Origin of the sequence: Pedobacter sp., assembly GCF_045627485.1 — a bacterium.
Classification (GTDB): Bacteria; Bacteroidota; Bacteroidia; order Sphingobacteriales; family Sphingobacteriaceae; genus Pedobacter.
This window is the reverse complement of record NZ_JAZQNU010000185.1, coordinates 1-14,582: the sequence shown is the minus strand read 5'-3', so window position 1 is coordinate 14,582 and position 14,582 is coordinate 1. Positions and strand designations below refer to the sequence as shown.

Annotated in this window: 9 protein-coding genes; 8 read left to right on the top strand and 1 reads right to left on the bottom strand. The window is 42.1% G+C overall.

What is annotated here, in order from left to right:
* The first annotated feature begins 25 nt into the window (after window positions 1-25).
* Both ACR2F3_RS14085 and ACR2F3_RS14080 read left to right on the top strand, forming a co-directional pair.
* Window positions 26-2,710, top strand: coding sequence for a M14 family metallopeptidase (locus ACR2F3_RS14085; RefSeq protein ID WP_432710617.1), 2,685 nt, complete (start codon window positions 26-28; stop codon window positions 2,708-2,710).
* A gap of 9 nt (window positions 2,711-2,719) precedes the next feature.
* A complete protein-coding gene (locus ACR2F3_RS14080; RefSeq protein WP_432710616.1) occupies window positions 2,720-5,134 on the top strand; it encodes a prolyl oligopeptidase family serine peptidase in 2,415 nt (804 codons plus the stop codon).
* A gap of 13 nt (window positions 5,135-5,147) precedes the next feature.
* Here the strand turns inward: ACR2F3_RS14080 and ACR2F3_RS14075 are convergent, their stop codons facing one another.
* Window positions 5,148-5,795 (bottom strand): DUF4159 domain-containing protein, encoded by a 648-nt coding sequence (locus tag ACR2F3_RS14075; RefSeq protein ID WP_432710615.1) that lies wholly within the window; start codon window positions 5,793-5,795, stop codon window positions 5,148-5,150.
* A gap of 124 nt (window positions 5,796-5,919) precedes the next feature.
* On the opposite strand from ACR2F3_RS14075, the gene ACR2F3_RS14070 reads away from it, so the two are divergent.
* The 6 genes from ACR2F3_RS14070 to ACR2F3_RS14045 all read left to right on the top strand — a co-directional run.
* Window positions 5,920-6,924, top strand: coding sequence for an AAA family ATPase (locus ACR2F3_RS14070; protein WP_432710614.1), 1,005 nt, complete (start codon window positions 5,920-5,922; stop codon window positions 6,922-6,924).
* A gap of 2 nt (window positions 6,925-6,926) precedes the next feature.
* Window positions 6,927-7,811 carry a DUF58 domain-containing protein gene (locus ACR2F3_RS14065; protein ID WP_432710613.1) on the top strand — a complete coding sequence of 295 codons (885 nt, stop codon included), beginning with the start codon at window positions 6,927-6,929 and terminating at the stop codon, window positions 7,809-7,811.
* 3 nt (window positions 7,812-7,814) lie between these two features.
* Window positions 7,815-9,230 carry a BatA domain-containing protein gene (locus ACR2F3_RS14060; RefSeq protein ID WP_432710612.1) on the top strand — a complete coding sequence of 472 codons (1,416 nt, stop codon included), beginning with the start codon at window positions 7,815-7,817 and terminating at the stop codon, window positions 9,228-9,230.
* The gene (locus ACR2F3_RS14055) at window positions 9,227-11,374 is read left to right on the top strand and encodes a hypothetical protein (RefSeq protein ID WP_432710611.1); all 2,148 of its coding nucleotides are present in this window, start codon (window positions 9,227-9,229) and stop codon (window positions 11,372-11,374) included. Before ACR2F3_RS14060 ends, ACR2F3_RS14055 begins: the two co-directional genes overlap by 4 nt.
* Window positions 11,374-12,981 carry a hypothetical protein gene (locus tag ACR2F3_RS14050; RefSeq protein ID WP_432710610.1) on the top strand — a complete coding sequence of 536 codons (1,608 nt, stop codon included), beginning with the start codon at window positions 11,374-11,376 and terminating at the stop codon, window positions 12,979-12,981. Before ACR2F3_RS14055 ends, ACR2F3_RS14050 begins: the two co-directional genes overlap by 1 nt.
* Before the next feature lie 82 nt (window positions 12,982-13,063).
* A partial coding sequence (locus ACR2F3_RS14045; protein ID WP_432710609.1) for a TldD/PmbA family protein occupies window positions 13,064-14,582 on the top strand: 1,519 nt, incomplete at its 3' end.

Genomic DNA, 14,582 nt, shown 5'->3' with positions numbered 1-14,582 from the left:
TTATCTTGTTCCAAAATTAAAGATAATGAGTTTAAGGAAAAGAATTTATGCCGTATTAGTGTTTTGCGTGTTTGGGATGCAAAATACCTACGCGCAAGTAATCCCAAGTCCGAAAGAACACTTTGGATTCAACATCGGTGATGATTATAGCCTGGCTAATTATACGCAGGCAGAAGCCTATTTTAGAAAATTAGCTACACTCTCAAATCGTGTAGTACTTGAGGAAATCGGAAAGACTGAAGAGGGACGTAATCAGTATGTAATGATCATTTCATCGCCAGACAACATTAAAAAGTTGTCGAGGTATAAAGAGATATCTCAAAAATTGGCCAGGGCTGAAGGTTTGAGCGACGATCAGGCCCGGGCACTTGCGCAGGAAGGAAAAGCTGTAGTTTGGATAGACGGAGGTCTGCATGCCAATGAAACCGTAGCCACACAACAACTTATTGAATTATATTACCGTTTACTAAACAGTAACGACCAAGAGACTACTAGGATCCTTGACAATGTGATTGTTTTACTTTCACAGGTAAATCCCGACGGACAAGAATTAATGTCAGACTGGTATATGATGGAGAAAGATGTGACGAAGCGTAACATGAACATTCCCCGTTTATACCAGAAATACATTGGTCATGACAACAACCGTGATTTCTACATGAATAACATGAAGGAAAGCACTAATATTTCCCGTCAGCAATATATTGAATGGATGCCACAGATCGTGTATAACCACCATCAGACTTCCCCGGCAGGAGCGGTAGTGGCGGGTCCTCCATACCGTGATCCTTTCAATTTTGTTTATGATCCTTTGTTAATTACTGGTATTGATGGTGTTGCTGCATCCATGATAAACCGTTTAAATGCGGAAGGTAAACCGGGGTATACCAGATTAAGCGGATCTGTTTATTCAACATGGTGGAACGGTGGGTTAAGAACAACACCGTATTTTCATAACATGATTGGCATTTTGACAGAAATTACCGGACACCCTACACCATCCTCTATTCCACTCGTACCACAAAGGCTGATTCCAAGTAATGCGACACCTTTTCCTGTTACCCCGCAACCATGGAAATTCAGGCAGTCTATTGACTACTCTATTTCTTTAAACTATGGTATCCTTGATTATGCAAGTAGGCAGAGAGACCAGCTACTGTATAATATTTATGTGATGGGACGAAATGCCATACAGAAAGGGAGCACCGATAATTGGACCTCCATGCCTAAACACACGGCAGCCTTACAGAAAGCTTATGATAGCGATAGTCTTGAACAAGGGCCAATCCCACTAAAATATTATGATCGTGTTTATCAGGATAAATCCTTGCGCGACGCAAGAGGTTATGTGATCTCTGCTGATCAGCCTGACTTTCCAACAGCAGTAAAGTTTGTTAATGCATTAATCAAGTCGGGTATTTTAATTCACAAAGCCACCGGGCCCTTCACGGTGGATGGGAAATCATATCCTGCAGGGTCATATGTGGTGAAAACAAATCAGGCCTTCCGGCCACATGTAATGGACATGTTTGAACCGCAGGATCACCCAAACGACTTTCAGTATCCCGGTGGTCCCCCTGTACGGCCATATGATGCTGCAGGCTGGACACTTGCGTTTCAAATGGGTGTTAAGTTCGACCGTATATTGGATGAATTCAATGGCCCTTTCGAACGTATTGCTTATGGCCAGCTACAGGAGCCGCCTATTCAAACAGTGAATTCTTCTAACGCAGGGTATATTTTAAGTCCGACGGTGAATAATGCCTTTATCGCGGTGAATGACCTGTTAAAAAATGGGGTGGAAGTGTACCGTTTAACTAAGCCTCATGCTGAATTTAAATCTGGTTCTTTCTATGTAAGTATGAAAGGGAAAGCCATACTGGAAAAAGCAGGTGCATCGATTGGCACACAAGCCTATACATCAAAGCAGGTCCCTGCAGCGATGGAGCGTATCAAACTGGGTAGAATTGCCTTGTTTGATAAGTATGGCGGTTCTATGCCCTCTGGCTGGGTAAGGTGGATGATGGAACAGTACAATTTTCCTTACCAGCTGGTTTACCCTCAGGATATTGATAAAGGTAACCTGCGAGCTAAATATGATGTCATCCTGTTTATTAGCGATGGTATTCCGGGGTTTGGAAATACCCCAGGTGTAAGAAGAAGCAGGGAGCCTGAAGCGGAGACGATTCCAAAAGAATATCGCCATATGTTAGGAAGCCTAACTGCTGATCATTCCATTGCCCGCCTGAAGGAATTTATGGAAAATGGCGGCAACATAGTTACTGTTGGAAGTGCAACTACTTTAGCTTATCATTTAGGTGTTCCAGTGGAAAATGCACTTTCAAAGGTGAAAGCGGATCAGTTTTATATCCCTGGCAGTATTCTACGGTTGAATGTCGATACCCTTCAGCAAGCGAATTATGGTATACCTGCGCAGGTTGACGTGGTGTTTAACAACAGTCCAGTATTCAGGTTAACCAATCAAAGCGGCACCCAAATTACTCCACTCGCCTGGTTTGATCAACAGGATGCCTTAAGAAGCGGCTGGGCCTGGGGCCAAAATCACCTGAAAGGCGGTGTGGCTGCATTTGTAGCACCTGTTGGAAAGGGACAGTTATACGCTTTCGGACCCGAAATCACTTTTCGTGCCCAGGCACATGGTACCTTTAAAATGTTATTTAATCAATTGTATACATCAAAGTCGAAATAAAACACACACATGAAGAAGAATCTACTCAGTTTACTCTTAATTGGTACGGTATCCTTATCGGTCCAGGCCCAGCAAAACCTGACCTATCAGTTACCACCTAAAAGTATTGTTGACCTGGTTGATGCCGCAACCAGTCCAACAGTACAGTTCAATTCCTCAGGATCACTAATGCTCTTGCTGCAGTCGCCCGGTTACCAGTCTATAGAACAGGTTTCTCAACCGATAATTGGTTTAGCAGGTTTAAGGATCAACCCAATCAATAATTCAACCGAGGGTGAGGTGTCTGGCTTATACAACAGCCTGGTAATTAAAGAAGTCAAAACCGGAAAAACACATACCCTAACTGGTCTGCCTAAAGACCTGAATATGACTAATATTAGTTGGAGCCCTAATGGAAATCACTTTGCTTTTACGCATAAAAGTTTAAAAGGTGTGGAATTATGGCTGGCCGATGTGGTTAACTTCAAAGCCACAAAATTAGCTGGAGAATTCCTGAATGATGCTTATGGAAAGACCTTACAATGGCATCCCAATGGTAAACAATTACTGGTGCAGTTTATTGTGAGCAATAGAGGTGAACAACCAAAGCCTAACCCGGTGCCTAATGGCCCGGTAGTGCAGGAAAACTTGGGAATAGTTACCCCGTCAAGAACGTATCAGAATTTGTTAAGTAATGATTACGACCAGCAATTAATGGAGTATTACTTAAGTTCGCAGTTAAAACTGGTGGATTTAAACGGTACAGCAACCAATATTGGTACACCAGCAATTTATAAAAATGCTGCCTATGCGCCAGATGGCAAGTACTTAATGGTTCAAACAGTTGTGAGACCTTATTCTTACCTGGTTCCAATTTATTATTTCCCGGTTAATACCAATATTTTAAATGAGCAGGGCGAAATAGTTAAAGAATTGTTTAAGGCTCCGCTGGCGGAAAAATTGCCTACAGGTTTTGATGCAATAGCCACTGGGCCGAGGTCATACGAATGGCGTAGTGACAAACCGGCAACCCTGGTTTGGGCAGAAGCACAGGATAAAGGTGATCCAAACGTTAAAGCGGCCGTGCGTGATGCTATTTTTACCTTAGATGCGCCTTTTAATCAGACGCCAAAAAAACTTTTTTCTATGGCCAACAGGTATGCGGGAGTAGAATGGGGAAATGCGTCTTATGCTATTGTTGAAGAGCGATGGAGAAAAGACCGTAAATCAGTGATGACCCTCATTAATCCAGATAACGGAAAAGTGATCAAGGTACTGGCAAACCGTTCCTCCGAAGATACGTATACTGATCCAGGGCGTTTTGTTTACGGTAAAGGTCCTTATGCAGCGAAAGTATTATTATTCGATAAGGCCAATAAAGGTGTTGTTTTCACTATGGGAACTGGTGCATCAGCCTTAGGCGATCGTCCTTTTATCATGAAATGGAACATGCTTACCAATAAACAGGATACCATTTTTAAATCAAAAGCTCCTTACTATGAAGAACCAGTGTTTTTTAACAATACCGGCACAGTCTATTTTTCACGTGAATCTGTAACCGAAACACCTAATGTATTCGCTTTAAACCTCAATCAAAAAACTGAGCAGGCACTTACTGACTTTGCAGATCCATATCCTTCTTTGCAGGGTGTTCAGAAAACATTATTATCCTATCCAAGAGCTGACGGTATTAAACTTACAGCCACGATGTATTTGCCTAAAGGTTATAAAAAAGAAGATGGTACATTACCAGTGCTGATCTGGGCTTATCCTCGTGAATTTAAAAGTCTTGCGGCAGCTGGTCAAGTTAAGGGTTCACCTTACCGTTTTACACGACTGGCATTCCGTTCGCCTGTATTTTGGGTAACCAGAGGTTATGCCATTTTAGACCAGGCAGATATGCCTATTGTTGGCGAAGGCAAGGAAGAACCAAATGATACTTTCCTTAAGCAGATTGAAGATAATGCTACCGCTTTAATCAATCATGTTGTTGATATGGGAGTGGCGGATAGAAACCGCATTGCTGTTGGTGGGCACTCATATGGTGCTTTTATGACGGCTAATTTGCTTGCACATACCAAACTATTTGCTGCTGGAATTGCGCGAAGTGGTGCCTACAACCGTACTTTAACACCATTCGGTTTCCAGGTAGAGGCTAGAACATTCTGGGAGGCACCAGAGGTTTATAATCGCATGTCGCCATTTAACTATGCGCACCAAATAAAAACGCCGTTGTTGCTTACGCATGGTATTGATGATGAGAACTCAGGGACTTTCCCAATTCAGAGCGAGCGTTTATATAGCGCTATCAAAGGACATGGTGGTACGGTAAGACTAGTATTATTACCGAAAGAATTTCACGGTTACAGAAGCCGTGAATCCATCTTGCATACTTTCTGGGAGCAGGATTCCTGGTTAGAGAAATATGTAAAGAATAAGAAGTAATGATAAATGGGGGTTAATTATTAACCCCCATTGCATATAATATAATATTGACACCGAACTTGGTGTTATCCTCTGCGAGGAATCGCTTGTTGCGAAAGTCATAATCCCACTCACAACCATAATCTTTGTTGCTGTATAATACGCCGATGCGGTTATTCACAACAATGGCTTTCAGGTAATCATGAACTAAATCGTCTCCCCAGCCATTTAATTCAAAGGAAGTAGTGGGCGGTCCCTTTTCAAATTTGAAAAAAGCATTGTAAATCTCATGGTTATTAGGAATTTTCCGGAGTGCCTGCGGGCCGAATAAGTTGCTCATTTGCGTTTCAAAGGATTTGGCAAACAAACCATCAATATCATGATTGCAATCATCTACAAAAACAAACCCACCGTTATTAATATACTTTTTGAAATTTGCAGCTTCCTGCGCATTAAACTGAACCAGTTTGTGTCCGCTTAAATAACAAAAAGGATACTTAAACAAGTCGCCACTACTTAGTTCCACGATCTTTTCTTCATGATTGATTGGAATAGTAGTGTATTCCAATAATGAATTCAACAAGTTTGCGGGCATACGTTGATCTGTATCCCAGTTTCCTGACGTGTATTTTATTCTAGCAAAGGTGAATTTAGAACGTTGCATGGTGTAAAATAGCTTCATTTTTTAATATAAGGCGTTTTTTCGCTATCAATTCATGTAATTTTTTTGATAATATTTGTTTGCAGCCTTAATTTTCATTCCTATCTCCTATATTGAAGTCCAATAGCTAACCTCACCCTAAAATATGGCATTGGAAATTTCAGAAGTAAACTTAAAAACGCTTATTCATAAAATATCTTTGCTAAAGCAAGAAATTCAGAAGGTAATTGTTGGTCAGGACGTAGTTATAGAAGAAATGTTAGTGGCATTAATGGCCGGCGGACATTGTCTTTTAGAAGGAGTACCCGGATTGGCAAAAACCCTCATGGTAAGAACAATGTCTCAGGCATTGGACCTTTCCTTCCGAAGGATACAATTTACGCCAGATCTAATGCCAACAGATATCATTGGTACGGAAATACTCGAAGAGGATCACGTAACCGGCAAAAGGTTTTTTAAATTTAATCAAGGGCCTATATTTGCCCATATCATCTTGGCCGACGAAATTAACCGGACGCCACCAAAAACACAGTCTGCATTACTTGAAGCCATGCAGGAGTTTGAGGTTACCTATGCGGGGCAAACCTATCCCCTGGAGCGTCCATTTTTCATTTTAGCTACCCAAAACCCAATTGAGCAGGCTGGAACATATCCTTTGCCAGAAGCCCAGCTGGATCGATTCTTATTATATGTTAAGATAGGTTACCCAAGTGCAGCAGAGGAAACAAGTATCCTTTCTCGTACTACAGGAGCTAAGGCGGAAAAGGTACTTCCGATTATTGGAAAAGAAGAAATTATACAGTTACAAGCATTAACCCGGGAGGTGAGTATCAGCGACGATCTGGTTGCTTATGTGAGTAATCTCATCAGGTCTACCCGTCCGGATACTAGCACTAGTGACTATGTTAAAGAGTGGGTACGGTGGGGTGCAGGACCTCGGGCAGGTCAGGCTTTGATATTAACAGCTAAAGCCAGGGCCTTGTTTCATGGACGGTATGCAGTTATCATGGACGATTTACAAACTATGGCTTATCCAGTGCTGCGCCATCGAATACTGATGAATTTTAAAGCTGAGGCCGAGCAGGTGAGCGCCGATGACGTAACAGCCGAGTTAATTAAAGTGGTTACCAGGCCGAGCGTCAATCTATAAAAATGAGTATACTCCTTGATCCAAAAGTGTTGATGGCCATAAAAAGCCTTTCACTGTCCGCTAAAATGACTGTGGATGGTTTCATGCGCGGCATCAATAAAAGCACGGTTAAAGGTCAGGGACTTGAATTCAGCCAGTACAGGAGCTATCAGCCCGGTGATGACCTGCGGTCTCTGGATTGGAAAATGTTCGCACGTTCTGATCGCTATTACATCAGGGAATCTGAAATTGAAACGAATATATCGGTTCGTTTTCTAATTGATGGCAGCGCCTCCATGAACCACAAAGACGGTGATTTTTCCAAGTTGGATTATGCAAGGCACCTTGCGGCATCTCTTGCTTATTTGTCTAATTTGCAGGGTGATGCCATTGGTTTGTATGTTTTTGAAGCGTCAGGTATATTTTCTCTGGCTGCTAAACAAGATTTTCAGCACCTGTCACGATTGTTCCATCAATTAGAACAATTGAAGGCTGGTGGCACATTTACAAATCCCGTCCATTATAAAACCTTATATGCAGGTACCCAAAAACGAGAATTAGCAGTCTTCATTACGGATATGTATGAAGCTGACGGCGAACTTTTGAAATTATTGGAGACCTTAAATACCAGGCATGAAGTGATTGTATTTCACCTGATGTCTCCAAATGAGTTTGAGCTTAACTATAAAGGTTATGACCACTTTGAAGACCTTGAAACGGGTGCTTCCATAGAGATCAACCAGGATCAGGCACGGGCCGAATATCAAAAGAACCTGGAAACTTATATGGCCGAGACGAGGACGAAATTACTGGATCGCCATATCTTTTACAGGATGTTAAATACCGATGTTCCCCTTGACCAGGCCCTAAGAGATTTCTTAAACCAACGTAACAAACTAAAAGTATAAGGCGTGGAATTACTGTATCCCATAGGTTTATTAGCTGCTGCAGGATTACTCATTCCGCTGCTAATCCACCTGTGGAAAGTAAATCAGGGAAGTGTATTGAAAATCGGGAGTATTGCATTGCTTGGTGTAAGTTCCAGGAAAAGTTCTAAAAGCTTGAAGCTAACTGACTGGCTGCTCTTCTTGTTGCGCTGTTTGCTCATCCTGCTATTGGCATTCCTAATTGCTAAACCTGTGGTAGAAAATAAAATGAATGGAGGGGACCAAAATGGATGGGTGTTAATGGACAAAGCAGATCTTCCACTTGTATATAAAGAAAACCGGTTTACCATTGATTCTTTGTTGAAAGCAGGATACGAACTTCGTGATTTTAGCATGGGTTTTGAACAACTCAGTTTGAAAGATACCCTCACAGAGACCCCTGATTTACCCAATGTCCATTTACATACCGCATTGCTGAAGCAACTAAATGGCACTTTACCCAAAGATTATAAGGTGTATTTGTATAGCGATCGTCGGATGAACCAGCTTAGTGATGTTTTGCCGAAAGTTTCATATGACTTGCAGCACCGGTTTATTCATAGAAGTGATACCTTGAGTAGCTGGACAATCACATCATATGGCAAAACTTTTGAAGCGCAGTCTTCACCTTTAGCTACCTATTATAAAACTTTAGCGGCCGACACGGGCAGCATCAACATCCTGGTCCACGAATCCGGGTACGCTGAAGATAAAGTATTCATTAACGCAGCGATTGACGCCATAGCAGGTTTTTCTGAACGCAACGTGCTGGTGAAACCCTGGAATAAAGCAAACTTTGAGCAACTGCAGCCCGACCTTGTATTTTGGTTAGCAGACAGCCCCGTTGATCCCATCCTGAAAAGTGCCTGGAAAAAAGGTGCTACGGTTTTTAGTTATGCACAAGGGAAAACAAAGCAGCTACAGAGTTTTATCATTTTCGATAACGAATCAATGGCTGTAGGTGGAGAGGCAATCAACTTGAACAAAAGAATTCAAGCGCCTGAGCATATAACGAAAGCGCATAGCCTTTGGACCGATGGTTTTGGTGATCCGTTGTTATCGCTTCAGCACACAAAAGGATTAAATGAATATTTATTTTACACACGTTTTGATCCGCAATGGACAGATTTTGTCTGGAATGAACAATTCGTTAAGCGGCTTATGCCATTAGTTTTCGGTGATACTTCCAAGGAGGTGGATTTTGGGTTTGAAAGCCACGATGCCGACCAGAGAATATTGCCATCAAGCCAGAAATTGGCGTTACCTGTAAAACAAAGTGCCACAGCAGATCAGGTAGACCTTAAGCAGCCTTTAAGTCCACTCATCTGGCTAATGGCCTGGTTAGTATTTGTTTTGGAAAGAATATTGTCCATTCGTAATAAAAATAAATCTGCTGTATGAGGGCTACACAAGTTAATTCCCTGGTTGATTTAAAACGAAAGTGGGTTATTTTAAACTTCCTCTTTCTGTTGGGCGCTGGCCTGGCGATAGCGCTTGTTTTATTTTACATTGCTATTTACCTGTTTGAATCGCCAGATTGGGTGCTATTGCCAATTTTCATCGCCTGTTTTGCGGTTTTGACGTATTGGCGTCCTTATTGGAAAGTAACCAAATACACCGTAATCCGGTACCTCGACCAGCGCTATCCGGAACTCGAAGAAAGCACTGCCTTATTGTATAAAGAGGAACAATTGCTTTCCATGCTGGAAAGGCTTCAGAAGCAAAAGATTATGGCAAACCTGCCTGCATTTGACCTGCCTGAAAAGTTGAATAGAAAGCTGCTCTATACAGGTTTTGTCCTCCTGATGATCTTTGTAGCTGGCTGGGTGTTAAACTTCCAGCGTCATAAAAGTAGCATTGATCCGGCTACAGCAAATACCAGCAAAGCAGATGCGATTCCGGTCAAAGAAAAGGTACCACCAAAGGTAACGGCTGTACTTGTTAACATCACACCGCCGGCCTACACCGGCCTGTCAGTAAAGAAACAATCCTTATTAAATATCAGGGCTGAAATGGATGCCAAGGTCGACTGGCAAATCAATACTTCGGTGCCTTTAGATAATATTAATTTTATTTTTAATGAAAAGGAAACGGTGGTTATCAATGCAGCTGATACATCGGGCACTGTATTTAAGTTAAGCCGGAAGCTCAGTCGTCCGGGTTTTTATCAAATAAATATTGGTGGAGTAAAGTCCGACTTGTATCAGATAGACTTGATTCATGACTTGCCTGTCCGTATTAAAGTAAATAGTCCAAAGCCACGAACCATTATTGACTATGGGCAGCTGCCACAAGTAAATTTAAAAGTAGCCCTGCAAGATGATTATGGTGTTAACAATGCATTTATATCGGTAACCATGGCCAGTGGAAAAGGAGAGGGTGTAAGTTTCACCGAAAAGAAGATTCCGTTTAATTCCTCCTTCAACAAACAAACAAAGATGCAGCTGAACCAGGTGCTTAATTTAAGGACCTTAGGTTTAAAACCAGGCGACGAATTGTATTTCTTCGTACAGGCCTTTGATACCCGGGGACAAAGCAGCCGGTCGGAAGTTCATTTTGTTTCCATGGTTGATACGGCTGAATTGATGAGTATGACAGGTATGGCGAATGGTTTAAACCTGGTGCCAGAGTATTTTAGAAGCCAGCGTCAGATTATTATTGACACCGAACAACTTTTGAAAGAAAAATCAACGATCACTGAACAAGTATTTAAGGACCGAAGCAACAATCTGGGCATCGACCAAAAGCTACTACGTTTAAGATATGGTAAATTCTTAGGCGAGGAATCAGAGGGAGAAATTGGCCCAGAAGAAGGGAGTGGACACGACGATCATGATGACCATGATGGCCACGACCATGGCGCAACCCCAGTATTTGGAGATACCAAAGCCATTATGGATAGCTACTCGCATAACCATGATGTAGCGGAAGACGCAACCTTTTTTGAACCGGAATTAAAAGCACAACTAAAAGCAGTATTGACGGAAATGTGGAATTCGGAGCTGCGGTTGCGTACTTTCAAACCTCAGGAAGCCTTACCTTATGAATACAAAGCACTTCGCTTATTCAAAGACCTTCAACAAAAATCGAGGGCCTATGTAGCCAAAACATCGGTGAAGATGCCGCCTTTAAAAGAAGAAAAACGCCTTTCAGGCGAACTGGATAAAATTGTAACACCACTTCGGAAAACCACCTACACAGAGGTCTCGCAAAAAACTGTGTTACTTCAGAAAACACTAGGAATTTTAGAAAAACGTAAAACCGGTCGAAGTTTTGAATCCGCAGATTACACCCTCTTGCGGTCCGCAGAGCAAGAGATGGTTGTGGCTGCAGCAACGCATCCGGCAACTTTCCTGCTGGCACTGAAACAATTAAGGAAGGTACGTGATGCAAAAAAAGTAGTGTCAACAGATATTCAGGGCGTGCAAAAAGCCATCCTTAAGTTAATGCCAGCAGTGCTGTCTAAACCTCAACAACCAGTTGCGGCACCAGCTTCGGCTCTTTATCAAAGATATTTTAACCACCTCAATCAAATGAAACCTTAATGATGGAACAACAGGTTGCCCTTTTTATGTGTATCGCTTTGGGTGTTTTTCTCCTCATCAAGGAATATCTGCGGCCACTAAAATCACGCATGGGCTGGCGAATGCTCGCCAGCGTGCTGGCTGTGTCCAGTTTTTATTTCCTTTTATATCCAATTACCTATCAATCGGAAACAAAAACATTACCACAGGAGATTGTTTTTTTAACAGCTGGTACCCCAACAAGTTCGGTGCCTACAGATCGCCAGGTGTATACCAGCGACAAATCATTACAGAAAGCGCTAAAGGGCACAGCAGAATATATTCCCGACCTGATGTTGTTCCTCAAGGAACGTCCCGAAATTAAAAAAATTAAACTGTACGGCTACGGTCTTGACGAAAGTCAGTTGCAAGAACTAAAGGATTATGAAATAGATTATCACCCTGCAGATAAGCCAACCGGCTTGATCGTGGCGAACTGGAAGCATAAAATTAACCAAACAGAAGACCTATTGCTACAGGGAACTTACCATCATCCGGGAAAAGAGCCGGTAAAACTGGTATTAAAAGGGTTGGGTGTACACCTGGATTCATTAAAGATTAGCCCAGGAAAAGAAACCAGGTTTTCATTCAAAACCAGACCTCCTTTAAGCGGAAGAGCAATTTATCAGGTATTGGCCTTAAGTGGTAGTGATACACTCGCTAATGAACCCGTACCTTTTGACCTGCAGCAGGAAAGCCCTATGCGTGTTTTAATGCTCGCCTCTTTTCCGGATTTTGAATACAAGTTTCTCAAAAACTGGCTATATGAGCGTAAGTATCCTGTTATTTTCAGAACACAGATTAGTAAAGATAAATACAGCACAGATTACCTGAATACTGCCCAAACTTCTGTAAACACCATCAGTACTGCCGTTTTAAAAAACACCGATCTGGTGGTTACCGATGAAGAAACCTGGGGCAGCCTAAGTGCCGGTGAAAAAGCGGCCATTAATGCTGAAATTAAAGCCGGACTCGGTATGATCATGAGAGCAAAAGCAGCAAGGCTCACGCGCTTAAATGGTCGCGGTAAGGTAGTGGTTACTGCAATTCCAGATTCCTATAATTTATTACTTGAAGGTAAAGAGGTAGCTTATGCCGACTTCTGGTCAGCATTAATAAAAACAGGGGGCAGGAAGAAACAAGTGGACATTGATTGGCAGGTTCTGCCCAAGTATCCTGTGGTTGGCACTAAAACCCGTATGCTGGTGGCGCAGGCTACAGGTAGTCAGATGCCAATCGTTACGGTGGATGGCGATAAGTTGGCGCTGCGTCAGAACATGGAAAAACCATTCCAATGGGATACTTATTTCTGGCCAGGCAATGCCGGTTGGAATATTACTTATATTAACAAGGCGCCTGCCTGGTTTTATGTGTTTGATGCTGGTAATTGGGCTAACAGCAGGTCATATTATAAACTTCAGCAAAACATGGCCCATGTTATGGAACAAAATGAAGGCTCAAAAACTTTAGAAAGCACTAAAATGGTACAAAAGACAAGTTCTGTATGGTGGTATTTTGCTTTTTTTCTGCTGGCTGCAGGTTATTTGTGGTACGAAGCAAGATTCTTTCGTAACAAAATTAATTCATAGGCCTAAAATCAAGACCGGATTCTAAATTATCAAGTCAATTAACTAAATTGTCTATTATTTAACTGAACCAAACTAATTCACATTGAAAAGAAAAGACTTTCTCTACTTAACTGGAATGGGCATGGGGGCATTATTGCTTCCCAACCTCCCGGCTTTCGGGAATTCCATTGACCCCTTACAAGCATTGGATGGGGTAGATGTAAAAATTAAAAAGGAACTCGCAGATGTTGCATTAAATGCAGCCAGAGGCAAAGGGGCGTCGTATGCCGACATTCGCATTGGCCGTTACCTGAATCAGTTTGTCGCCACACGCGAAAAGAGGGTGCAGGGAATTTCTAATACCGAATCGTATGGCGTAGGTATTCGTGTTTTGGCAAACGGTTGCTGGGGTTTCGCTGCAACTAATGATGTTACTAAAGATGGCATTGCCAAAGCTGCGGAACAGGCAGTTGCAGTAGCGAAAGCCAATGCTAAAATTCAGGGAGAGCCTGTGCAGCTAGCCCCCCAGAAAGGTTATGGTGAAGTAAGCTGGAAAACGCCTTTAGAAATTAATTCCTTTGAAGTCCCTGTAAAAGAGAAAGTAGACTTGTTAATGAAAGTGAATGATGTGGCCTTGCAAAATGGTGCAAACTTTGTCAATTCCGTTATCTTTTCAGTAAACGAACAAAAATATTTTGCATCCACTGATGGGTCTTATATTGACCAGGATGTACACCGTATTTACCCATCGTTTAACGTAACGCGGATTGATCGTGCTTCGGGGAAATTCAAAACCAGAAATTCATTAAGCTCCCCTTCTGGTTTAGGTTATGAATACCTGAACGCAGCACCTGAGCACAAGGTATCAGGTATTGTTACCCGATACAAAGGTCGTTATGACATGCTGGAAGATGTAAAATCTGCCGCCTTGAATGTGACCGAAAAAATAAAAGCAAAATCAGTAGAACCAGGCAAATATGATTTGATCCTCGATCCTTCCCATTTGTGGTTAACCATTCATGAGTCGGTAGGGCACCCTACAGAATTAGACAGGGTATTGGGTTATGAAGCAAATTATGCAGGAACAAGTTTCTTGACACTGGATAAATGGCGCTCCAAAAACTTCAAGTTTGGAAATGAGAAAGTGAATGTAGTTGCCGATAAAACACAGGTGGGCTCACTTGGTGCAGTAGGTTATGATGATGAGGGGGTGAAATGCAAGAAGTGGGATATTGTTAAGGACGGTATATTGGTAAACTATCAGGCTACCAGAGACCAGGCCCACATCATTGGTTTAAACGAATCTCAGGGTTGCTGTTATGCACAAGGTTGGGATGATGTTCAATTCCAACGTATGCCAAACATTTCACTACAACCTGGAAAGGAAAAGTTAAGTGTAGACAATATGATTAAAGATGTCGAAAAAGGGGTTTACATCATTGGCGATGGTAGTTTCTCTATTGATCAGCAACGTTATAACTTCCAATTTGGCGGTCAGCTGTTTTATGAGATCAAAGAAGGGAAAATTGTGGGCATGCTGAACGATGTTTCCTACCAAAGCAATACACAGGAATTCTGGAACTCAGTTGCCGCAGTTTGCGATGAAAGTGATTACCGTTTGG

Coding starts and splice junctions, on each gene's coding strand:
- ACR2F3_RS14085 (WP_432710617.1), top strand. CDS start 26: ATGAGTTTAAGGAAAAGAATTTATGCCGTATTAGTGTTTTGCGTGTTT.
- ACR2F3_RS14075 (WP_432710615.1), bottom strand. CDS start 5,795: ATGAAGCTATTTTACACCATGCAACGTTCTAAATTCACCTTTGCTAGA.
- ACR2F3_RS14080 (WP_432710616.1), top strand. CDS start 2,720: ATGAAGAAGAATCTACTCAGTTTACTCTTAATTGGTACGGTATCCTTA.
- ACR2F3_RS14050 (WP_432710610.1), top strand. CDS start 11,374: ATGATGGAACAACAGGTTGCCCTTTTTATGTGTATCGCTTTGGGTGTT.
- ACR2F3_RS14070 (WP_432710614.1), top strand. CDS start 5,920: ATGGCATTGGAAATTTCAGAAGTAAACTTAAAAACGCTTATTCATAAA.
- ACR2F3_RS14065 (WP_432710613.1), top strand. CDS start 6,927: ATGAGTATACTCCTTGATCCAAAAGTGTTGATGGCCATAAAAAGCCTT.
- ACR2F3_RS14055 (WP_432710611.1), top strand. CDS start 9,227: ATGAGGGCTACACAAGTTAATTCCCTGGTTGATTTAAAACGAAAGTGG.